The following is a 20,068-nucleotide window of genomic DNA, read 5'->3' on the forward strand; positions in this document are numbered from 1 at the left end:
CACTAAGCAGGGGCGGATGCCGGCCACCGCCCCCAAACCCGCCAACAGCAACGCCGCGCCTGCGCCCAGGACGCCCATGATGGCGCAATATTGGTCGCTGAAGGAGCGTGCGGGCGACTGCCTTCTCTTCTATCGCATGGGCGACTTTTTCGAACTGTTCTTTGACGATGCGAAGGCGGCCGCGGCCACGCTCGACATCGCACTGACGTCGCGCGGCGAGCATGGCGGAGAGCCCGTGCCGATGTGCGGGGTGCCTGTCCATGCGGCTGAATCCTACCTCGCGCGGCTGATCCGGGCGGGACACCGCGTCGCGATCGCCGAGCAGGTCGAGACCCCCGCGGAGGCCAAGGCGCGTGGCGGGTCGAAGGCGCTCGTCGCCCGTGATATCGTTCGCTATGTGACCGCGGGAACGCTGACCGAGGAGGCATTGCTCGAAGGACGCAGCGCCAATCGGCTCGCAGCGCTCGCGACCGTAAGTAGCGAGAATGAGGTTGCGATCGCTGCCGCTGATATCTCGACCGGCCGTTTCGAGGTCGTCGCGGTCCGCCCCGAACAGCTCGATGCCGAACTGGCGCGCCTCGCTCCCTCCGAACTCCTGGTCAGCGAGTCGGCGGATGACCTTCCCGCATGGGGCGCTCGGCAGATCGTGCGACGTCCTCAAGGCGATTTCTCGAGCAACGCTGGGCAGAAAAGGCTCGAAGCGCTATTTGGTGTCCGCACACTCGACGGCTTCGGTGCGTTCACGCGCGGCGAGGTCGCGGCAATGGGGGCGATTGCCGCCTATCTCGATCATGTCGGCACGGGCAGCGCAGTGTTCCTTCAGCCACCGCTGCGCGTCTCGGCTTCGGGGCGGATGGCGATCGACGCTGCGACGCGCGAAAGCCTCGAGCTTGTGCGCACGATGGCGGGAGCGCGTGACGGCAGCCTGCTTGGCACGATTGACCGCACGGTGACCGCGGCGGGTGCGAGACTACTCGCCGACGATCTCGCGAGCCCGCTCACTGAGAAAGCGGCGATCCTCGACCGGCTCGATCTCGTCGACGCGCTTGCGCGCGACGCGCTGTGGCGCGGCGAGCTCAGGAGTGAGCTGCGCGCGCTTCCCGATGCAGGGCGTGCCCTCGGCCGCCTCGTTGCCGGGCGGGGAGGGCCGCGCGACCTCGCGCAGCTGCGCGATGCTCTCGCAGGGGCGCAGCTGCTGCGCGACCGACTCGCGCGTCGCCCCGACCTTCCACCGCTCCTTGCGCGATTGCTCCCCGGCCTCGACGGCCATGGGGCGCTCGTGGACGAACTGACGCGCGCGCTCATCGAAACCCCGCCGGTCGACGCCGCACAAGGCGGCTATATCGCTGAAGGCTATGACCCCGAGCTCGACGCGCTGCGCGAGACCGCGCGCGACGGCCGCAAGGCAATTGCGGCGCTCGAGGCGCAATATCGCGACCGTACAGGCATTGCCTCCTTGAAGATCCGCCACAATGGCGTGCTCGGCTATCATGTTGAGGTGCCCGCGAAACACGCCGACGCACTCATGGCACCCGAATCGGGCTTTACCCACCGCCAGACGCTCGCGGGTGTTGTCCGGTTCAACTCGCCCGACCTCCACGACGCCGCGGGCCGAGTGACGCAGGCGGGTGTTCACGCTCTTGCCGCCGAGGCTGCGCATCTCGAAACTCTGACAGCAGCGGCGGTTGCGCGGCGCGAGGCGATAGCTGCATCGTGCGACGTCCTCGCGCGCATCGATGTCGCTGCGGCTCTTGCCGACCATGCGATGAGCCACAATTGGTGCCGCCCCGACCTTGCCGACGAACCGTGCCTCGATGTGACGGGCGGCCGGCACCCTGTCGTCGAGGCGGCACTTGCGAGGGACGGCGAGCGCTTTGTGCCCAACGACGTGTCGCTGTCGAGCGACGACCGGCTCTGGCTCGTGACGGGCCCGAACATGGGCGGCAAGTCGACCTTCCTGCGCCAGAATGCGCTGATCGTCGTTCTTGCGCAGGCGGGTGCATTCGTGCCCGCGGCGACTGCGAGGCTCGGACTCGTCGACCGGCTGTTCAGCCGCGTCGGGGCAAGCGACAACCTCGCGCGCGGCCGGTCGACCTTCATGGTCGAGATGGTCGAGACAGCCGCTATCCTTGCGCAGGCGACACCGCAAAGCTTCGTCATTCTCGACGAGGTTGGACGCGGCACTTCGACCTACGACGGGCTTGCGCTTGCCTGGTCGGTGGTCGAGGCGGTGCATGAGGTGAACCGGTGCCGCTGCCTGTTCGCAACGCATTACCACGAACTGACCCGGCTCGCCGAGACGTTGAACGCGCTCTCGCTCCACCATGTCCGCGCGCGCGAATGGCAGGGCGATCTGGTGCTGCTTCACGAAGTCGCCGCGGGGCCGGCAGACCGCAGCTACGGTCTCGCGGTCGCGCGGCTTGCGGGTGTGCCGACGGGGGTCGTGAAACGCGCCGAGGCAGTTCTGGCAAAGCTTGAAGCCGGGCGCGAGGCGACCGGGGGGCTTGCCGCTGGGCTCGACGACTTGCCGCTCTTTGCGGCCACGCTCGCGGCCCCGCACGAGGCGGTGAAAGACCCGCTGCGCGATGCGCTCGCCGGAATCGATCCCGACGCGCTTGCGCCCCGAGAAGCGCTCGATGTGCTCTACCGGCTCAAGCAGATTATGGCGGACGAGAGATGAGCGACATCTTTGGCCATCTCGACCGGCGCCGCGCGATCATCGACCGCCGGGCGCTCTCGGGGCGACTCGACGAGATCGCCGCTGAAACGAGCGATACCGGCCAGCGCCGCCGCGCAATGGTGACGCTGCTCAAGGAGGCGCTCGAGGCCGGGCGGGCCGAGATCGAACGCCGCCTGCTCGACCAGCCGTCGGCAGGGCGGGTCGCAGCCAATGCAACCGCCTTCCTCATCGATCAGATCGTCCGCCTCAGCCATGATTTTACCACCGAGCATCTCTATCCCGCGGGCAATCGCTCGGCGGGCGAGCGGATCACGGTCATCGCCGTGGGCGGCTATGGCCGCGGCGAGATGGCGCCGCACAGCGACGTCGACATCGGCTTCCTCACGCCGTTCAAGCAGACGAGCTGGACCGAACAGGTGATCGAAGCGCAGCTTTATACCCTGTGGGACCTGGGGCTGAAGGTGGGCCATTCGTCTCGCTCGGTCGACGAGATGATCCGCGCGGCCAAGGATGACCTGACCGTTCGGACCGCGCTGGTCGAGGCGCGCTTCATCTGGGGCGACCGCAACCTTTATGATCAGGCCGCTGCACGGTTCGATGCCGAGGTCGTCGCGGGAAATGCCCGGTCCTTCGTCGCCGAAAAGCTCGCCGAGCGCGACGAGCGGCACAAGAGGATGGGTGATTCGCGCTATGTCGTTGAGCCCAATGTGAAGGAGGGCAAGGGCGGGCTGCGCGATCTTCACACGCTATTCTGGATCGGCAAGTTCATCCACCGCGTCCGCACCGTCCCGGAACTGGTCGACGCGGGACTGCTCACGGCGCGTGAACTTCGTCAGTTTTCGCGCGCGGAAAATTTCCTCCTGGCGGTCCGCTGTCACCTCCATATCCTCGCAGGACGCGCCGAGGATCGACTGACGTTCGACTTCCAGCGCGAGATCGCGCAGCGAATGCAGTTCGCCGAACGGCCAGGCAAGAGCGCGGTCGAGCGCTTCATGCAGCTATATTTCCTCCACGCCAAAAGCGTGGGTGACGTGACCGGGACCTTCCTTGCCCATCTCGACGACCAGCTCGCGGCGCGCGGGCGGCGCTTCCTGCCCACGATCCGTCGGCGCCCCGGGAAGCTTGGGGGGTTCGTTCTCGACCGCGGACGGCTTGCTCTCCCGTCGGACGATTTTTTCCAGGCGGACCCCGTCCGTCTACTCGAAATCTTTGCGCTCGCCGACCGCTACGCCCTTGAAATTCATCCGCAGGCCATGCGTCAGGCGCGGCACGATGCCAAACTGATCGACGCGCGCGGGGTGCGTCGTATCGCGCGCGCGAACGAATTGTTCCTCGACGTCCTCACCAGCCCGCGCGACCCCGAAACGGTGCTGCGCTGGATGAACGAGGCCGGTGTGTTCGGCCGCTTCGTGCCTGACTTCGGCCGCGTCGTCGCACAGATGCAATTCGACATGTATCACCATTATACTGTCGACGAACACACGATCCGCGCCATAGGACTGCTCTCCGACATCGAGCAGGATCGGCTGAAAGACGACCATCCGTTGTCGACCGCGATCATGCGGCAATTGCAGTCCCGCCGTGTCATCTATGTCGCGGTCCTGCTCCACGACATCGCCAAGGGGCGCGGCGGTGATCACAGCGTGCTCGGCGCCGAGCTCGCGCTGCGCGTATGCCCCCGCCTCGGCCTTTCGGAGGCGGAAACCGAAACGGTGTCATGGCTGGTACGTCATCACCTCATGATGTCGGCAACCGCGTTCAAGCGGGACCTCGCCGATTTCAAGACAATCCTCGATTTCGCGCAGGTCGTGCAGAGCCCCGAGCGACTGCGGCTGCTGCTTGTTCTCACCGTGGTCGATATTCGCGCCGTCGGCCCTGGGGTATGGAACAGCTGGAAGCGGCAGCTGCTGACCGAGTTGTTCGATGCCGCCGAGGAAGTGCTGCGCCTCGGCCACAAGCAGCGGGGGCGCGAAGTGCGGATCGCCAGCAAGAAGGAAGAGGCGCAGACGCTGCTCCAGATCGGCGACAAGGACTTTGGAAAGCTCGCCAAGCGGCTGCCTGAAAGCTACTGGATCGCCGAGCCGGTAGAAGTGATCGCGGCGAACCTTATTCATATCCAGAAGGCTGGCGACGCACCGCTCCATATCGCCGCCGTGCCCGACGACGATCGCGGCGCGACGCTTGTGATGGTGCTCGCGGCCGACCATCCAGGACTTTTTTATCGCATCGCGGGCGGCATTCACCTTGCGGGCGGCAATATCATCGATGCGCGCATCCACACCACGCGGGACGGGCTCGCGCTCGACAATTTCCTCGTCCAGGACCCACTGGGTCGACCCTTTGCCGAGGCGGGCCAGATCGATCGCCTGACCCGCGCGATCGAGGATGCGCTCGCAAACCGGCAGAAACTGCTGCCCAAGCTCGAAGCGCGCGCCCTCCCCCGTGCCCGCGCCGAAGCATTTCGCGTCGCGCCCAATGTCTTCATCGACAACAGGGCGTCGAACCGCTTTACCGTGATCGAAGTCAATGCGCAGGACCGCCCGGCGCTGCTCAACCAGCTCGCCTATGCTTTATTTCAGTCGAAGGTGACGGTCCACTCGGCGCACGTCGCCACCTATGGAGAGCGCGCGGTCGACACCTTCTATGTCACCGACCTGATCGGGGACAAGATCGACAGCGCGGCACGCGTGAAGGGGCTCGAAAAGCGACTGCTCGAAGCGGCAGCGAACCGCAGCGAGGATGCGATCGCGGCCTAGCGCTATCCCCAGGGCCAGCTTTCCCGCTAGCGATCGAGCAGCGGGCGGCGGGCGACGTCGTTCTCTATAATGTTGCGGATCGTGATCAGGGTCGTGAAGGAATGGACGCCTTTGTCCTCTCCCAGCGCCCGGCGGGTGAATGCATCATATTCCTCCATTGTCGCAACCTGGACACGCAGCAGGAAATCGACGTCGCCCGTGACATCCCACGCGCCGGTCACTTCGGGATGATGAACAATGGCCCGCGCAAAGCTGTCCATCGCCTGCGGTCCCGCCTGTTGCATCTGGACAAGGACGTGCATCGTCAACGCCGAGCCGGTGAGCCTGGGGTTCACCACCGCGATGTCCGCGATGATCACTTTCTCGTCGCGCATCCGGCGAAGCCGGCGCAGCACCGCCGATAGCGACAGCCCGACCTTCTCGGCGAGCACGCGCGCGGGCTGAAGATTATCCTCGCGCACCTGTTCGAGCAGGCGCCGATCGAATCGATCAAGGTCGATCATTTTTCGCATGACATGCCCTATAGCGCAAAAATTGATCGCCCGATCGATTAATTTGGGCGCCAATCGTCATGGCTGGCGGCGTACAAGCTGAATGTCCGGGCTGCCCCTCCTCCCTTCCCGCGGCCTGGGACAGCAGGAGACTGGAAATGACTTATCGTTTTGCAGAACTGGTTCGTCGTCTCTGGACAGCGTTCAGGGACAGTTCGGCCGCGGCGGTTGCCATTCACTACGACGCGCCGTGGAATTTGCCCCCCGCTTCGACCCACCGCGACCGCAGCCCTTGCGCCGCCTGATCGCGGGGTTCAGCTGAGCAGCGGTTCGAGCGCGTCCCATTCATGCTCGACCGCGCGGCGACCCGCGTCGATGGCCGCGCGGATCTTTGCGGGGTCGAATTCCAGCGTTTCCGAATATTCCTCTTCGGGCTCGATGATCCGGATCGGCGCAAAGCGATAGCGCGCGATCTGGACATCGAGCGGGCGGAGGATCCGCGCTGCCTGCGCACCGCCGACGCCTTCGGCCTGGAGCGCACGCAACTGCGCCTCGCGTGCCGCGATGAGATCGTTGATCAGAGCCGCGCCGGCGAGGTCGTTTGCCGACACTTCCGACTGCAGGATATCGACCGCGCGCAGCCCGATCTTGATGAGATTGCCGAAGGTGCGCACACGGCCCGGCTGCGGCGCGGGCGAGGCACGTACCGCTATCACGCCGCGTGGGTTCCTCTCGAGCGCGGCGCTGAGCGGGGTCACGTCGCGAACGCCGCCGTCGACCCATTGTTCCTCGGTTCCGTCGCGCGCGCGGGTTTTCAGCGGATCAAAGAAGAGCGGCATCGCGCAGCTTGCATAGACCCAATTGTGAATCCCGGGCACGCTCTCGTCTATGCTGCGATAGATACCAGTGCCGAGATTGACGACGCCGAGCAACAGTTTACGGCCGCTCGCTGCCAGCTTTTCCTCGTCCGCAAAAGCTTTGAGCAGGCGCTTCAGCGGTGCGGCGTCGTAGATCGCATTTTCCCCGAGAAGGCCGCCAACGACGCCGAGGGGGCGCTCCTTGTAGATCGACGAATTTCCCTTGATTCCGAGCCAGGCGTCGAGCAGGCCGGGCACATCGTCCTGCGCAACGCCCAAGGCCTGGATCGCGCCCGTCGAGACGCCCGCGACAATGTCTATGCTGACGCCGCGGTTGACGACGAGCTCGTGGACGACCCCGACCTGGAAGGCGCCTTTGGCACCGCCGCCGCTCAGCACGATCGCGAGCCCGCCTGCCATCCCTATTCTCCTTCAGGATAAGGGTTTATAGCATGGGGCGCGTGGGAAAGGGCGTCCTTTTGCCGTGCGGCGCGGTCGGTTCCCCGTGCCGTGGGCGGGCCGTCGTTTCTCGGGCTGCCCCTCAGGCGAACGCGCCGACGCTCTCGATGAACTTGATGACCGAAATCGGCTTCGAGACATAGGCTTCGGCACCCGCGGCCCGAATCTGCTCTTCGTCGCCTTTTCCGGCATAGGCGGTGACGGCCATGATCGGCACCGGCTTGAGCGCCGGATCGGCTTTCATCTGGCGGATGAGGTCGAGTCCGCTCACATGCGGGAGCTGGATGTCCATGATGATGAGGTCGGGCGAAACCTCGCGTGCCTTCGCCAGTGCGTCGCGGCCGTCGCGAACCGGGTGCGCGCTGTAGCCATGAGCGTTCAAAAGGTCGCAAAAGAGGCGGAGGTTGAGCTCATTATCCTCGACGACCAATATCGTCCTGCCCATGATTTTGGCTTTCCCCGCTTGCGTCCCGCGCCCGTTTAGGCGAATCGGCCCGAGGACACAATTGCCTCGCGGCGAAGGGATTTTTCCGGGTGAATGACGGCGACGAAGCACTGGCGCTGCATGCGCTCGGCTGGATATTGGACGACGAGCGCCGTGCCGAACGCCTGCTTCGAATGACCGGTCTCGACCCTTCGATGCTCCGCGCCTTTCTGGATGACCGGGCAACGCTGGCGGCTATCCTTGGTTTTCTGACCGCGCACGAGCCTGATCTTGTCGCCTGCGCCGCGGCGCTCGATATCAAGCCCGAAGCGCTTGCAAGCGCTGCGCGCCGGCTCGAAGATTTGAAAGGAGAGGAGCCATGACCCGCCCGCTCGTCATCACCGATTGCGACGAGGTGCTGATGCATATGGTCGTACCCTTCGCGCAGTGGGTCGACGAAGCACATGGCGTGCTGTTCCGGATGGAAGATGCAAGCTTTGCCGGTGCTCTTAAACGCAAGGAATGCGGCACGCCGCTCGAGGCGGCCGAGGTGTGGCCGCTGCTCGACGGCTTCTTCCGCACGGAGATGACGCGGCAATATCCGATTCGCGGCGCCATGGCGGCGATGGCAGCAATTGGCGCCGCGGCCGATATCGTCGTGCTCACCAATGTCGGCCCCACCCACCAGACGGCGCGCGGAGCGCAGCTTTCCGCACTCGGCCTTTCCGCGCCGGTGATCGGAAGCCGCGGCGGCAAGGGCGAACCGGTGCGGCGCCTGCTCGACGAGCGCAAGCCCAGCGTTGCTGTTTTCATCGACGATCTTGCCGGCCATCATGCGTCGGTCGCGGCCGTCGCGCCCGAGGTGTGGCGGCTCCACATGGTCGGTGAACCCGCAATCGCTGGCAAGATCGCCCCCGCCCCGCACGCGCACGCGCGGATTGACGACTGGGCCGCGGCGCAAGACTGGATCCTCGCGCGGCTATCGGAAAACATTCCGGCCGCAGGCCCCGAACTGGTATAAAGGACATCGCATGGATATTTCTGCCAAACTCGCTGGTCTCGGTCTTGAACTCCCCAAGCCGGCCGCGCCCGTCGCCGCCTATGTGCCCGTCGTCGAGCATGGCGGGCTCCTTCACATCAGCGGGCAGCTACCGTTTCGTGACGGGCAGGTCGTCATGGGCCGGCTCGGTGCGGACATGGACGAAACGTCCGGCTATGACGCCGCGCGGCGTTGCGCGCTGATGCTCGTCGCGCAAATCGGCCAGGCGGTCGGCGGCGACTGGTCGCGAGTCGAGAGAATCGTCAAACTGGGCGTGTTCGTGAACAGCGATCCCGGTTTTACGGCGCAGCCCAAGGTAGCGAACGGTGCCTCGGAGCTCATGGAGCAGTTGTTCGGCGACGCGGGCCGCCATGCGCGCAGCGCGGTGGGCGTGTCGGTGCTACCGCTTGGCGCCGCGGTCGAGGTTGACGCCATCGTCGCGGTGAAACCCGTATAAGGAACCGAATGGCCGAAGCCGACCCGCCTGCCCGTACCCTATCGATCGGCACCGGCGTTGCCGCTGTCGAGCGAGAGGCGTGGGACGCCTTGGCCGGGGCGGACAACCCGTTCGTCAGCCACGATTTCCTTTCGCTCCTCGAAGACTCCGCCAGCGTAGGGAAGGAAACCGGCTGGCAGGCGGCACCGCTGATGGTCGAGGATGCGGACGGTACGCTCGTTGCCGCGGCGCCCGCTTATCTGAAGGCTCATAGCCAGGGCGAGTATGTATTCGATCACGCCTGGGCCGACGCTTGGGAGCGTGCGGGCGGCGCCTATTATCCCAAGCTACAGATTGCGGTGCCCTTTACTCCCGTGCCGGGACCGCGATTGCTCGCGCGAAAGGACGACGACGCCCGGCTGCTGATCCGCGCTGCCGAAGCGGTGGTGCGCCAGAATAGTCTCTCTTCGGCGCACGCGACCTTCGTGGCACCGGAGCAGATGCGATTGTTCGAGGATGCAGGCTGGCTGGTGCGCCGGGACATCCAGTTCCATTTCGCAAATCCGGGCTATGCCAGCTTCGACGATTTCCTTGCCACGCTGACATCGGCAAAGCGAAAGCAGCTTCGCAAGGAACGCGCGCGAGCGGTCGAAGGGCTGCGTATCGTGGAAGCGACGGCCGACACGATCGAGCCTGCGCATTGGGACGCGATGTGGGCCTTTTATCAGGACACTGGCGCGCGCAAATGGGGACATCCCTATCTGACGCGCGCTGCCTTCGATCTTTTGGGCGCGCGGATGGCGGACCGCATCATTCTGGTCTTGGCCTATGCGGGCGAACAAGCGGTCGCAGGAGCGATGCATTTTCTCGGGGGCGATACGCTCTACGGCCGCTATTGGGGCTGTCTCGCCGATATCCCTTATCTGCATTTCGAGCTTTGCTATTATCGTGCGATCGACATCGCGATAGCGCGCGGCTTGAGACGCGTCGAGGCGGGTGCGCAGGGCGGGCACAAGCTTGCGCGGGGCTATGGCCCGGTTGCAACCTGGTCGGCGCATTTCATCGCCGATCCGGGATTCCGCCGCGCCGTGGCGGAGTTTCTGGAGCGCGAGCGCGCGGCCGAGGAACAGGAGCTGGAATGGCTGGAAGGGCACATGCCCTTCCGGCGAAAGGATTAAGCGGCGAAGCGCCGGGCCGCCGGGCGCCGGGCGGTTTCGTCGAGCCACGCACGCGCTTGCCGCTGCGCTTCGGCGATTTCGTCGCGGCTCATTTCGGACGCCAGCTCGGCGCGGCATTGCTGGCCTTCGCGGCTACCGCCGAGCGCGGCGAGGTTAAACCATTTGTGCGCCTGGATCAGATCGACATCGACCCCGCCGGTGCCCGTCGAAAAGGCGATGCCGAGGTCGAAATAGGCTCCAGCATCGCCGCGGGCCGCGTCGAGCAGGCGGCTTTCGATCAGATACTGGGCAGACTTCAGACTGTTTGCCATGATACCCCCTTTACCTCCCCCACAGAGAGGCCACGCCCCAACCTTGCGGGACATGGTCAACAAAGCGTTAACGATGATGTTTTTTTTGAGGATAAGAGCAGAAAAGCTCGAAAATGTGGGGATCAGGACCGCGCCGTCCAGCGCGATTGTGTCTTGAAGCGAGGCTTCAGGCCGCATCGCTCTGATCGAAAGGGGCGAAAAGGGAGCGCGACCGGCGCGCCCTGGACGGGCCGGCGTCGAGGTTCAGCCTACCGGCCAATTGTCGATCAGCCGCGTCCTCCCGATCCGCGCCGCCGCGAGGAGGCGCGCGGGCTGGCGGAGCTGCGTCAAGCGCTCGAGACTGTTTGCATCGGCAAGCGCCACATAGTCGACGCTATCGAATCCTCCGGCCAGAATCGCGGCTTCGGCCTCGGAGAGCGCCCCGCCGACGTCGGAGCCGCCGGCAATCGCCTCGGCGGCGGCCTCCAGCGCGCGCGGGAATGCGGCGGCGGCGATGCGCTGCTCATCGGTCAGATAGGCGTTGCGCGATGACAGGGCGAGACCGTCGGTATCGCGCGCGATCGGGGCTCCCAATATGTCGAGACTGAAATCGAGGTCGCGCGCCATGCGGCGGATGATGGCGAGCTGTTGCCAGTCCTTCTCGCCGAAGATCGCCATGTCGGGGCGGACCTGATTGAACAGCTTGGCGACCACCGTCGCGACGCCGTCGAAATGGCCGGGGCGCGCGGCGCCGCAATAGTCGGCGCCGAGCTCGGCGACTTCGATATGTGTGCCGTGACCCTCGGGATACATGACAGCAACGTCGGGCGCCCAGAGCAGCGCGGTCTGTTCCTCGACCAGCAGCGCGGCGTCGCGCGCCTCGTCGCGCGGATAGGCGGCAAAATCCTCGTTCGGGCCGAACTGGGTCGGATTGACGAAGATCGACACGACGACATGGTCCGCAACGCGGCGCGCCATGCGCACCAGCGACAGATGCCCCTCGTGCAGCGCCCCCATCGTCGGCACCAGCGCTACGCTTTTTCCGCCCTGCTTCAGTGCCGAAACGGCACGGTGAAGCGTGGCAATATCACGGATGATTTGCACCCTTGCCCGCCCTCCGATATTGGCGGCGCCTATACGCCACCGATGCGGCTCCCATGCGCCGCCAACAGGAAAATCGCAACGGTCATGACGACGCCCGCACCGCACCGCATCATCTTTGCCAATGAAAAGGGGGGGACGGGCAAATCGACCTGCGCCGTGCATTTCGCGGTAGCGCTCGCAAGCCTTGGCTGGCGTGTCGCAGGAATCGACCTTGACCCGCGCCAGCGCACTTTCCACCGTTACCTTGAAAACCGCGAGAATACGGCGAGGCGGCGCGGCATCGAGCTGCCGACACCGCGCTTCGAGGTGTTCGAGGGGTCGACGATCGAGGAGCTCGATGCGCAGGTCGCGCGGTTGGTGGAGGGGGCAGACTATTTCGTGGCCGACACGCCGGGCCGCGACGATATGTTCGCGCGTCACCTTGCGACGAGCGCGGATACGCTGGTCACCCCGATCAACGACAGCTTCATCGACTTCGACCTCATTGGCCAGGTCGATCCCGAGACATTCCAGGTCACCCGCCCGAGTTTCTATTCCGAGCTGATCTGGGACACGCGCAAGGCGCGGGCGAAGACCGATGGGCGGACGATTGACTGGATTGTGCTACGCAACCGGCTCCAGCATGTCGACGCGCACAATATGCGCCGTGTCGGCGAGGCGCTGACCCAGCTGTCGCGCCGTGTCGGCTTCCGCGTCATCCCTGGTCTGGGCGAGCGCGTCATTTATCGCGAACTTTTCCCGGCTGGCCTGACGCTGCTCGACAAGGCGCATCTTGGGGGCATGGGAATTGGTCATGTTGTCGCGCGGCAGGAATTGCGCGAGGCGATGGGCGGATTGAACCTTCCGGCCCGCGAACGGTTGCATCCGGACGGCGACCTGTTCGCTGCTGCCTGACCCGTTTTCGCTGGAGTATCCTATGACGCATGTTTTCGACCCGACACTGCTGCGTGAATATGACATTCGCGGCGTGGTGGGTGACACGCTTTTGGCTGACGATGCCCGAGCGATCGGGCGCAGCTTCGGTACGCTCGTCGCCCGTGCGGGAGGCAAGCGGGTTGCGGTCGGCTATGACGGACGCCTCTCCTCGCCGATGCTCGAGGCGGCGGTGGTCGAAGGGCTGAACGCTGTGGGCGTCGACGCCCTGCGCGTCGGACTGGGGCCGACTCCGATGCTCTATTATGCCTCGGCGACCGAGGAGGTGGCGGGGGGCATCCAGATTACGGGAAGCCACAATCCCCCCGACTACAACGGCTTCAAGATGGTGTTCGGGGGACGGCCCTTCTTCGGGGCGGACATTCAGCGGATCGGTGCCATGGCCGCGGCCGGAGACTGGGACGTCGGTGAGGGCAGTTCGGAGCAGGTCGATATTGTCGATGCATATGTTGCACGGCTTCTCGAGGGGTTCGGCGGCGGCGCGTTTCGAATTGGCTGGGATGCGGGCAATGGCGCGGCAGGTACCGTGATCGAGAAGCTCACCGCCAAGTTGCCCGGTGAGCATCATTTGCTGTTTACCAATATCGACGGTCATTTTCCGAACCACCATCCCGACCCGACGGTCGAGGCGAATCTCGCCGACCTTCGCAAGCTCGTGGCCGAAAAGTCTCTCGATTTCGGGGTCGCTTTCGATGGCGACGGCGACCGTATTGGCGCAATTGACGGCGAGGGGCGGGTAATCTGGGGCGATCAGCTGTTGCAGATTTTTGCTGCTGCGGTGCTCAAGGATCAGCCGGGCGCCACGATCATCGCCGATGTGAAGGCGAGCCAGGCCCTGTTCGACCGCGTTTCCGAGCTCGGCGGTAGGCCGCTGATGTGGAAGACCGGCCATAGCCTCATCAAGGCAAAGATGAAGGAAACGGGCAGCCCGCTCGCTGGCGAGATGAGCGGGCATATTTTCTTCGCCGACCGCTATTACGGCTATGACGACGCACCCTATGCGGCGGTGCGGCTGATCGAGGCGGCGACGAAGCTCGGGAAGAGCGTCACCGAATTGCGCGGTGCGATGGCGCCGATGGTCAACACGCCCGAGCTTCGTTTCCAGGTCGATGAGTCGCGCAAGTTCACGATTATCGACGAGGTTCTGGATCGCCTCACCGCGTCGGGGGAGACAGTCGATCGCACCGACGGCGCGCGCGTGCGTACCGAGGACGGCTGGTGGCTGCTGCGCGCCTCGAACACGCAGGACGTTCTCGTCGCGCGCGCTGAGGCAAAGAATGAGGCCGCCCTCGCCCGCCTTATCGCCGCGATCGACGACCAGCTCGCGCGGTCGGGCGTCGCCCGCGGAGAATCGGTGGGACATTGAGCTCTTCCTGATCCTCCCCTGCCGGGGAAGGGGCGATGCAAAAATCTTGCCAGATTGACCTTCGGTCCGCGCCTGGGGTAACGCCCCAACGGGGCTAGAACGGATCCAAGCTGAGCATGACCGACGATTCCACTCTGGTGAAGCTTTCCGAAGGCGACCACGGCGTTGCCGAGCACACCGCGCATGTCCAGCAGGACGCCGCGGCGGGCAATGGGCTCGCGGTGGTGTCGATCGCCAAGAGCTATGACAAGCGCGTCGTGCTGTCCGATGTGTCGCTCTCGGTCGGCAAGGGCGAGGTCGTCGGATTGCTTGGTCCCAACGGCGCGGGCAAGACGACCTGCTTCTATTCGATCATGGGGCTGGTGCGACCCGACGCTGGACGCATCATGCTCGACGGGGCCGACATCACCGCGCTTCCCATGTATCGGCGCGCGATTTTGGGTCTTGGCTATCTACCGCAGGAAACCTCGATCTTTCGCGGCATGACGGTTGAGCAGAATATTTCGGCGGTGCTCGAGCTTGCCGAACCTGACAAGATCGCGCGCGAGCGACGCCTCGACGAGCTGCTGGAAGAATTTGGCCTGACCCGTCTGCGCAGCGCCGCGGCGATGGCGCTGTCGGGCGGTGAACGCCGCCGCGCCGAGATTGCGCGCGCGCTCGCCGCCAACCCGTCGATCATGCTGCTCGACGAACCCTTTGCGGGGATCGATCCCATTTCGATCAGCGACATTCGCGACCTCGTGGCCGATCTCAAGACGCGCGGCATCGGAGTTCTCATCACCGATCATAATGTTCGCGAGACGCTCGACCTCGTCGACCGCGCCTGCATCATCTACGACGGCAAGGTCCTGCTCGCCGGATCGCCCGCCGAACTCGTCGCCGACCCCGAGGTGCGCCGGCTCTACCTCGGCGAGGGTTTTTCGCTTTGACCGATTGAGGCGCGATGGCACTGGGTCCCCGCCTCGACTTACGCCAGTCGCAATCGCTGGTGATGACGCCGCAGCTTCAGCAGGCGATCAAGCTGCTCGCCCTGTCGAATCTCGAGCTTGAAGCCTATCTGGCCGAAGCTCTCGAAGGCAATCCGCTGCTCGACACGGCAGCTGGCGACGAAGGGAGCGGTCCCGACGAAGCGGGCGAGCTCCCTGCGCCCGCTGTCGAAGCGCCCGATATCGATCAGGCACTTGCATCCGATACCGGGGTTGCGGACGATCTTGACGTTGATTTCGCCGAGGAGCGCTTTCACCACGACAGCGCGAGCGACAGCGTCGGCTTGTCGGGGACGGGCGAGGAGATTGACTTCGACAGCTTCGCCGAGGCCGAAGGCACGCTCTACGACCATCTGCTCGCGCAGGTGGGCGAGCGCTTCTCGGGGCTAGAGGCGATGGTGGCCGAGCAGATCGTCGCACTGATCGACGAGACGGGGTATCTGCGCGCCGATCTCGCGGACCTGGCGGACCGGCTGGGCGTGCCGCTTGCGCTGGTCGAGAAGATATTGGTCAGCATCCAGAGCTTCGACCCCTCGGGCGTTGGGGCGCGGGACCTGGCCGAATGTATCGCGATCCAGGCGCGGGAGGCCGACCGTTACGATCCCGCGATGGCCACCATGATCGCGCATCTCGACCTCGTCGCCAAGGGCGCCTTTGCGCAGTTGAAACGCATCTGCGGAGTGGACGACGAGGATCTGGCCGACATGATCCGCGAGCTTCGGGGCTACGACCCGAAGCCCGGCCTCAAATTCGGCGGCGAGCGGGCGCAGGCGGTCGTGCCCGACCTTTATGTTCGTCAGACTGCGAAAGGCTGGGCGGTCGAGGTCAATGGCTCCACCCTGCCCCGCCTGCTCGTCAACCGGCGCTATTATGCCGAACTCGCAAAGGGAAGCGCCGGGAAGAACAGGGCGTGGCTGTCCGAACAGCTCGCCGGTGCCAACTGGCTCGTCCGCGCGCTCGACCAGCGTCAACGCACGATCGTCAAGGTCGCGAGCGAGATCGTCAAGCAGCAGGAGGGATTCTTCCTCCACGGCGTGGCGCATATGCGTCCCTTGACGCTCCGTCATGTCGCCGAGGCGATCGGGATGCACGAATCGACCGTCAGCCGCGTGACCAGCAACAAATATCTCTCGTGCGCGCGGGGATTGTTCGAGCTCAAATATTTTTTCTCCTCGGGCATTGCCGCGGTCGAAGGTGACGGTGCAGTGTCGGCCGAGGCGGTGAAGAGCCGCATCCGGGCGCTGATCGAGGCAGAGGATCCCAAGGCAATTCTTTCCGATGAAACCATCGCGCAGAAACTCGCCCAGGAAGGCCATGACATCGCGCGGCGCACCGTGGTCAAATATCGCGAAGCGATGGGTTATGGCTCATCGGTGCAGCGCCGACGACAAAAGGCGCTGGCCGGCTAGGCGTCAGCGAGGGTTTCGGCTCGTGCGCGTTCTTCGCTGCCATTCATGGGCCGTGCCGCGTCAGCCTGTGCAGTCCGCCGGACGCTCTCGGGGCCGCGCGAACCGGCGTTCCTCAGGAGCGATGCCCTCCCCTCCCCGCTAACCAATCCCTAACCACTCTCGGGCTAGCTTTTCGGCCAAAGGAGCCGAAAGCCCGTGACCCTTTCCCGCCGTTCGTCCGCGCATCCCTTCCCCGTGCTTGTCACCGGCGGTGCCGGGTATATTGGCAGCCATGCCGTTCTTGCGCTGCTCGACGCCGGGTGGCGCGTGGCAGTGCTCGACAATCTGGTCACCGGCTTTCGCTGGGCGGTCCCCGCCGGCGCGAGCTTCTATGAAGGCGATGTCGCCGATGCGGCGCTGGTCAGCCGAATCATCGCGAAGCACGACATCGGCGCGATCCTCCATTTCGCAGGGTCCGTGGTGGTGCCCGAATCGGTCGTCAATCCGCTCAAATATTATGACAACAACAGCGCGCGCAGCCGAGCGCTGATCGACACTGCGGTGCATAGCGGGGTACGGCATTTCATCTTTTCCTCGACTGCGGCGACCTATGGCATTCCCGACGTGGTGCCGGTGCGCGAGGATGCGCCGCAGCGGCCGATCAACCCCTATGGCATGTCGAAGCTGATGACCGAGGCGATGCTGGCCGACGTCGCGGCGGCGCATGATTTCAACTATTGCGCGCTTCGCTATTTCAATGTTGCGGGGGCCGATCCCGACGCGCGCAGCGGCCAGTCGACCGCCGGGGCAACGCATCTGATCAAGGTTGCGGTCGAGGCGGCACTCGGCAAGCGCAGCCACGTCGATGTGTTCGGCACCGACTTTGCGACGCCGGACGGGACCGGGGTGCGCGACTATATCCACGTCAGTGATCTTGCTGACGCGCATCTGCTTGCGCTCGAAGCGCTCATCGCCGAGCCCGCCGCGAGCCATTGCCTCAACTGCGGCTATGGTCGCGGCTTCTCGGTCCTCGAAGTGCTCGACGCGGTCGACCGCGTGGGTGCGGCCAAGGTCGAGCGGCGCCTTTCCGATCGGCGTGCGGGCGACCCTGACGCACTGGTCGCGGACAATGCGGCGATTCGGGCCCGCTTCGGCTGGACCCCGCGATACGGCGACCTCGACATGATCGTGGCGCACGCGCTGGCGTGGGAGCGGCAGCTCGAAGGACGGCGGCTTGCGGCCTGACGGCTGCCCCTTTGCGGGGGCAACGATTTGCCCTTCCTCCCGGTTGACTTTTCGCCCGCTTCCCCATAGGTGCGCCGCTTCGCGTGTAACGCTGAAAATTTACGGACAAGAGCAATGAAGATTCGCAACAGCCTGAAGTCGCTGAAGGACCGCCACCGGGATAACCGCGTGATCCGCCGCCGTGGCCGGACCTATGTGATCAACAAGACCAACCGCCGTTTCAAGGCGCGCCAGGGCTGATGCTCCGGCGCGGGACGCGTGCGTCCCGTCAGCTTTTGATAAAGAGCGTTACGCCGTCGGATGCTTCCGGCGGCGCTTTCGCGTGTCTGGGGGGCGCATGATTCGCCGCAGCGTGATTTTCGATGTGGGGCGCGTCCTCTTCGACTGGGATCTGCGGCACCTCTTCGCCAAGTTGATCGATGACAAGGATGAGCTCGAATGGTTCGTCACGCATGTCGTCACGCCGGAATGGCATTTCCAGCATGACGCCGGCCGAGCGCTTGCCGACATGGTCCCCGAGCGCAAAGCCCAGTTTCCCGGACATGATGCGCTGATCGACGCCTATGCAGCGCGCTTCAACGAGACGATTCCCGGCCCTGTGCCCGGCAGCCTCGAACTGGTGGAGAGGCTGGGCGCGGCGGGGGTGCCATTGTTCGCCATTACCAATTTCGGGCATGAGTTCTGGGAAGGTTTTCGTCCGACCCAGCCAATCTTTGACTGCTTTATCGACATCATAGTCTCCGGCACCGAAAAACTGATGAAGCCCGATCCTGCTATCTTCGCGCTCGCTATCGAGCGGTTCGGAATCGATCCCGCGGGCGCGCTGTTCATCGACGACAGCGTCGACAATGTCGCCGCGGCCGAAGCCGCGGGAATCGCTGGGCACCGGTTCGAGCATGCGGTGGCGCTCGAAGCCGACCTGGTTGCGCGGTCCTATTTGCCCCGCTGAGCCGCCAGAGCGACCCGGGCAAGCGCGAGCGCCTTCTCGAGAGCCTGTTCGGGCGGGACGGCAACATCGGGGATCACCCCAACCCCTTGCCAATTGGTTCCGGTAATCGGGTTGATCGAGCGCTTTTCGGGTAGGCTGAGCGCGAAATGCCGGTGAACGCGCCGATATTCGAAGGGGTTTGCGCCGCCGCCGCTCACCGCGCCGACGATCGTCGCGCGCTTGAGCGCCTGCAGGTCATAGGCGAGCGCTTCGGCGGCGGAGAAGCTGCGTGGGCCGATGAGCACATAAATGGGCTTGGTCTCGCCGAAGCGCCTTCCTGGAACCCACATGGGCGAGACGCGCGGCGTCAGCGTGTCGGTAGGGCGATCGTAGATGCCGCTAAGCGGTGAGCCGGGAGGCAGCACATGTCCGAGAATGATCTCGATGGTCTCCATCCCGCCGCCATTGTGCCGCAGGTCGATGATCAGCGCATCGCCCTGCGCTGCGACTGTCATCATCGCGGTGATCACCTCGCCCGCCAGCGCGGGCGGCGGAAAGACGCGAAGGTCAATGAGCATGATGTTGCCATCAAGCCGCTCGATCTTTTCGACGCCATGGTTGAGATGCGCGCCGTAGAAGCGTTCGATCTCCTCGGCGGTGAACGCCTGCTCGCCGCCATCGGCGGGGATGGTCTCGGCGCTGTACGTGACCGCCAGATGGCCGTCGCCCGATTCTTGTCGTAGCCAGGCGGTGAGCGCGTCCGCAAAAGCGGGGCCGTCGGTGATTCCCCTCCACTTTTGTTTCGCCTTGCGCAAAGAGCGCGCAAGCTGCGAGCCTGTATCGGGGTCGACGTAGCGCGACTCCAGCAGAGTGGCGACCGCGTCGAGGGTCTCCGTTCGATCGGTCGCGCTGATCGGCTGGCCCGAGGCGGGGGCAGCGAGAAGCAAGAGGAAAAGCGTCGCGAGCAGGCGTTTCACGGAGTGAGTTCCCTCATAATCAGCGCATGGAAGGATTCGCGATCAAGGCTCTCCAGCGCGGCGTCGATCGTGGCGGCGAGCGGCGCCGGCAGCGCTGCGTCAAGCGCCTCGGCGGCGCGGGCAATCGCGTCCCAGATCGAATGAAGCTCGGACAGCCTGCCCCGCGCCGCAGCGCTCAGGGCATATCGGTGCTCGCGGCGGTCCTCGCCCGGCACGACCTCGATCCACCCTGAGCGCGCCATCAGCTGCAGCGTCTGGGTTGCAGCGGGCTGGGTAAAGCCGAGGTCGGCGGCGCATTCGCCGACCGAAGCCGAAGTGCGCTCCATGAGAAGCTGGAAATAGGGAAAGAAACGCGGCCGGAAATCGTGGCCCGCTTCCCGGTATACTCGCTCGACGGCGTCATCAAGCGCGGCGGTCAGCAGGCGAAGGCGGGTTCCAAGTCCAGCGGGGCGAATCATATATAAGGGCTTATATAATTCGGAAGCGGAGCGCAATCTTGTGGAAGAGCAGTGTCTTGGCAGGGGCGAGGCT

At 64.9% G+C, this 20,068-nt stretch carries 21 protein-coding genes; 14 read left to right on the forward strand and 7 right to left on the reverse strand.

Going from position 1 to position 20,068, the window contains the following annotated elements; all coding sequences use genetic code 11:
• The first annotated feature begins 16 nt into the window (after positions 1-16).
• A complete protein-coding gene (gene mutS, locus LH20_RS20880; RefSeq protein WP_053555879.1) occupies positions 17-2,680 on the forward strand; it encodes a DNA mismatch repair protein MutS in 2,664 nt (887 codons plus the stop codon).
• On the forward strand, positions 2,677-5,436 hold the full coding sequence (locus tag LH20_RS20885) for a [protein-PII] uridylyltransferase (protein ID WP_053555880.1): 2,760 nt from the start codon (positions 2,677-2,679) through the stop codon (positions 5,434-5,436). Before mutS ends, LH20_RS20885 begins: the two co-directional genes overlap by 4 nt.
• Before the next feature lie 26 nt (positions 5,437-5,462).
• On the opposite strand, the gene LH20_RS20890 is transcribed toward LH20_RS20885, so the two are convergent.
• Complete coding sequence (locus tag LH20_RS20890; RefSeq protein WP_053555881.1) at positions 5,463-5,948, reverse strand: Lrp/AsnC family transcriptional regulator; 486 nt, start codon at positions 5,946-5,948, stop codon at positions 5,463-5,465.
• A 137-nt stretch (positions 5,949-6,085) separates the two neighbouring features.
• Between LH20_RS20890 and LH20_RS23635 the strand changes: the two genes are divergently transcribed.
• Complete coding sequence (locus tag LH20_RS23635) at positions 6,086-6,232, forward strand: hypothetical protein (RefSeq protein WP_158501180.1); 147 nt, start codon at positions 6,086-6,088, stop codon at positions 6,230-6,232.
• Between the two features lie 9 nt (positions 6,233-6,241).
• Here LH20_RS23635 and LH20_RS20895 read toward each other — a convergent pair whose 3' ends face one another.
• Positions 6,242-7,204: a patatin-like phospholipase family protein gene (locus LH20_RS20895; RefSeq protein WP_053555882.1), complete on the reverse strand. Its 963-nt coding sequence runs from the start codon at positions 7,202-7,204 to the stop codon at positions 6,242-6,244.
• 121 nt (positions 7,205-7,325) lie between these two features.
• A complete protein-coding gene (locus LH20_RS20900; RefSeq protein ID WP_053555883.1) occupies positions 7,326-7,688 on the reverse strand; it encodes a response regulator in 363 nt (120 codons plus the stop codon).
• Between the two features lie 89 nt (positions 7,689-7,777).
• Here LH20_RS20900 and LH20_RS20905 point away from each other — a divergent pair, with 89 nt between their 5' ends.
• From LH20_RS20905 to LH20_RS20920, 4 genes are read left to right on the forward strand one after another with little or no spacing between them, the layout of a single operon-like run.
• Complete coding sequence (locus tag LH20_RS20905; protein WP_053555884.1) at positions 7,778-8,050, forward strand: DUF3572 family protein; 273 nt, start codon at positions 7,778-7,780, stop codon at positions 8,048-8,050.
• Positions 8,047-8,688, forward strand: a complete 642-nt coding sequence (locus LH20_RS20910) for a hypothetical protein (protein WP_053555885.1) — start codon at positions 8,047-8,049, stop codon at positions 8,686-8,688. Before LH20_RS20905 ends, LH20_RS20910 begins: the two co-directional genes overlap by 4 nt.
• A 10-nt stretch (positions 8,689-8,698) precedes the next feature.
• Positions 8,699-9,163 carry a RidA family protein gene (locus LH20_RS20915; protein ID WP_053555886.1) on the forward strand — a complete coding sequence of 155 codons (465 nt, stop codon included), beginning with the start codon at positions 8,699-8,701 and terminating at the stop codon, positions 9,161-9,163.
• A gap of 8 nt (positions 9,164-9,171) precedes the next feature.
• The gene (locus LH20_RS20920) at positions 9,172-10,320 is read left to right on the forward strand and encodes a GNAT family N-acetyltransferase (protein ID WP_053555887.1); all 1,149 of its coding nucleotides are present in this window, start codon (positions 9,172-9,174) and stop codon (positions 10,318-10,320) included.
• Here LH20_RS20920 and LH20_RS20925 read toward each other — a convergent pair.
• Both LH20_RS20925 and panC read right to left on the reverse strand, forming a co-directional pair.
• On the reverse strand, positions 10,317-10,631 hold the full coding sequence (locus tag LH20_RS20925; RefSeq protein WP_053555888.1) for a sel1 repeat family protein: 315 nt from the start codon (positions 10,629-10,631) through the stop codon (positions 10,317-10,319). The two genes, LH20_RS20920 and LH20_RS20925, sit on opposite strands and share 4 nt — an antisense overlap.
• Before the next feature lie 243 nt (positions 10,632-10,874).
• The gene (gene panC / locus LH20_RS20930) at positions 10,875-11,714 is read right to left on the reverse strand and encodes a pantoate--beta-alanine ligase (protein WP_053555889.1); all 840 of its coding nucleotides are present in this window, start codon (positions 11,712-11,714) and stop codon (positions 10,875-10,877) included.
• Positions 11,715-11,798: 84 nt separating this feature from the next.
• On the opposite strand from panC, the gene LH20_RS20935 reads away from it, so the two are divergent.
• From LH20_RS20935 to LH20_RS20965, 7 genes are all read left to right on the forward strand, one after another.
• Positions 11,799-12,608, forward strand: a complete 810-nt coding sequence (locus tag LH20_RS20935) for a division plane positioning ATPase MipZ (protein ID WP_053555890.1) — start codon at positions 11,799-11,801, stop codon at positions 12,606-12,608.
• Positions 12,609-12,630: 22 nt separating this feature from the next.
• A complete protein-coding gene (pgmG, locus tag LH20_RS20940) occupies positions 12,631-14,013 on the forward strand; it encodes a phosphoglucomutase/phosphomannomutase PgmG (RefSeq protein ID WP_053555891.1) in 1,383 nt (460 codons plus the stop codon).
• A 116-nt stretch (positions 14,014-14,129) separates the two neighbouring features.
• Positions 14,130-14,942, forward strand: a complete 813-nt coding sequence (gene lptB, locus LH20_RS20945) for an LPS export ABC transporter ATP-binding protein (protein ID WP_053555892.1) — start codon at positions 14,130-14,132, stop codon at positions 14,940-14,942.
• A gap of 14 nt (positions 14,943-14,956) precedes the next feature.
• A complete protein-coding gene (rpoN, locus tag LH20_RS20950) occupies positions 14,957-16,408 on the forward strand; it encodes an RNA polymerase factor sigma-54 (protein WP_053555893.1) in 1,452 nt (483 codons plus the stop codon).
• A 195-nt stretch (positions 16,409-16,603) separates the two neighbouring features.
• Positions 16,604-17,632: a UDP-glucose 4-epimerase GalE gene (galE, locus tag LH20_RS20955; RefSeq protein WP_053555894.1), complete on the forward strand. Its 1,029-nt coding sequence runs from the start codon at positions 16,604-16,606 to the stop codon at positions 17,630-17,632.
• Between the two features lie 114 nt (positions 17,633-17,746).
• Positions 17,747-17,872 carry a type B 50S ribosomal protein L36 gene (gene ykgO, locus LH20_RS20960; RefSeq protein WP_003046794.1) on the forward strand — a complete coding sequence of 42 codons (126 nt, stop codon included), beginning with the start codon at positions 17,747-17,749 and terminating at the stop codon, positions 17,870-17,872.
• 97 nt (positions 17,873-17,969) lie between these two features.
• Positions 17,970-18,581 carry an HAD family hydrolase gene (locus tag LH20_RS20965; protein ID WP_053555895.1) on the forward strand — a complete coding sequence of 204 codons (612 nt, stop codon included), beginning with the start codon at positions 17,970-17,972 and terminating at the stop codon, positions 18,579-18,581.
• Here LH20_RS20965 and LH20_RS20970 read toward each other — a convergent pair.
• A complete protein-coding gene (locus LH20_RS20970) occupies positions 18,566-19,537 on the reverse strand; it encodes a S41 family peptidase (RefSeq protein WP_053555896.1) in 972 nt (323 codons plus the stop codon). The two genes, LH20_RS20965 and LH20_RS20970, sit on opposite strands and share 16 nt — an antisense overlap.
• A complete protein-coding gene (locus LH20_RS20975) occupies positions 19,534-19,995 on the reverse strand; it encodes a MarR family winged helix-turn-helix transcriptional regulator (RefSeq protein ID WP_053555897.1) in 462 nt (153 codons plus the stop codon). Before LH20_RS20975 ends, LH20_RS20970 begins: the two co-directional genes overlap by 4 nt.
• Positions 19,996-20,068 lie beyond the last annotated feature (73 nt).

Origin of the sequence: Sphingopyxis sp. 113P3, from assembly GCF_001278035.1 — a bacterium.
Taxonomy (GTDB): Bacteria; Pseudomonadota; Alphaproteobacteria; order Sphingomonadales; family Sphingomonadaceae; genus Sphingopyxis.

Excerpts from the sequence above, each read along its gene's own strand:
- LH20_RS23635 (WP_158501180.1), top strand. The coding sequence starts at position 6,086 with ATGACTTATCGTTTTGCAGAACTGGTTCGTCGTCTCTGGACAGCGTTC.
- LH20_RS20965 (WP_053555895.1), top strand. The coding sequence starts at position 17,970 with ATGATTCGCCGCAGCGTGATTTTCGATGTGGGGCGCGTCCTCTTCGAC.
- LH20_RS20885 (WP_053555880.1), top strand. The coding sequence starts at position 2,677 with ATGAGCGACATCTTTGGCCATCTCGACCGGCGCCGCGCGATCATCGAC.
- ykgO (WP_003046794.1), top strand. The coding sequence starts at position 17,747 with ATGAAGATTCGCAACAGCCTGAAGTCGCTGAAGGACCGCCACCGGGAT.
- LH20_RS20915 (WP_053555886.1), top strand. The coding sequence starts at position 8,699 with ATGGATATTTCTGCCAAACTCGCTGGTCTCGGTCTTGAACTCCCCAAG.
- LH20_RS20925 (WP_053555888.1), bottom strand. The coding sequence starts at position 10,631 with ATGGCAAACAGTCTGAAGTCTGCCCAGTATCTGATCGAAAGCCGCCTG.
- pgmG (WP_053555891.1), top strand. The coding sequence starts at position 12,631 with ATGACGCATGTTTTCGACCCGACACTGCTGCGTGAATATGACATTCGC.
- LH20_RS20890 (WP_053555881.1), bottom strand. The coding sequence starts at position 5,948 with ATGCGAAAAATGATCGACCTTGATCGATTCGATCGGCGCCTGCTCGAA.
- LH20_RS20895 (WP_053555882.1), bottom strand. The coding sequence starts at position 7,204 with ATGGCAGGCGGGCTCGCGATCGTGCTGAGCGGCGGCGGTGCCAAAGGC.
- lptB (WP_053555892.1), top strand. The coding sequence starts at position 14,130 with ATGACCGACGATTCCACTCTGGTGAAGCTTTCCGAAGGCGACCACGGC.
- LH20_RS20975 (WP_053555897.1), bottom strand. The coding sequence starts at position 19,995 with ATGATTCGCCCCGCTGGACTTGGAACCCGCCTTCGCCTGCTGACCGCC.
- LH20_RS20935 (WP_053555890.1), top strand. The coding sequence starts at position 11,799 with ATGACGACGCCCGCACCGCACCGCATCATCTTTGCCAATGAAAAGGGG.
- LH20_RS20920 (WP_053555887.1), top strand. The coding sequence starts at position 9,172 with ATGGCCGAAGCCGACCCGCCTGCCCGTACCCTATCGATCGGCACCGGC.
- LH20_RS20900 (WP_053555883.1), bottom strand. The coding sequence starts at position 7,688 with ATGGGCAGGACGATATTGGTCGTCGAGGATAATGAGCTCAACCTCCGC.
- mutS (WP_053555879.1), top strand. The coding sequence starts at position 17 with ATGCCGGCCACCGCCCCCAAACCCGCCAACAGCAACGCCGCGCCTGCG.
- rpoN (WP_053555893.1), top strand. The coding sequence starts at position 14,957 with ATGGCACTGGGTCCCCGCCTCGACTTACGCCAGTCGCAATCGCTGGTG.
- LH20_RS20910 (WP_053555885.1), top strand. The coding sequence starts at position 8,047 with ATGACCCGCCCGCTCGTCATCACCGATTGCGACGAGGTGCTGATGCAT.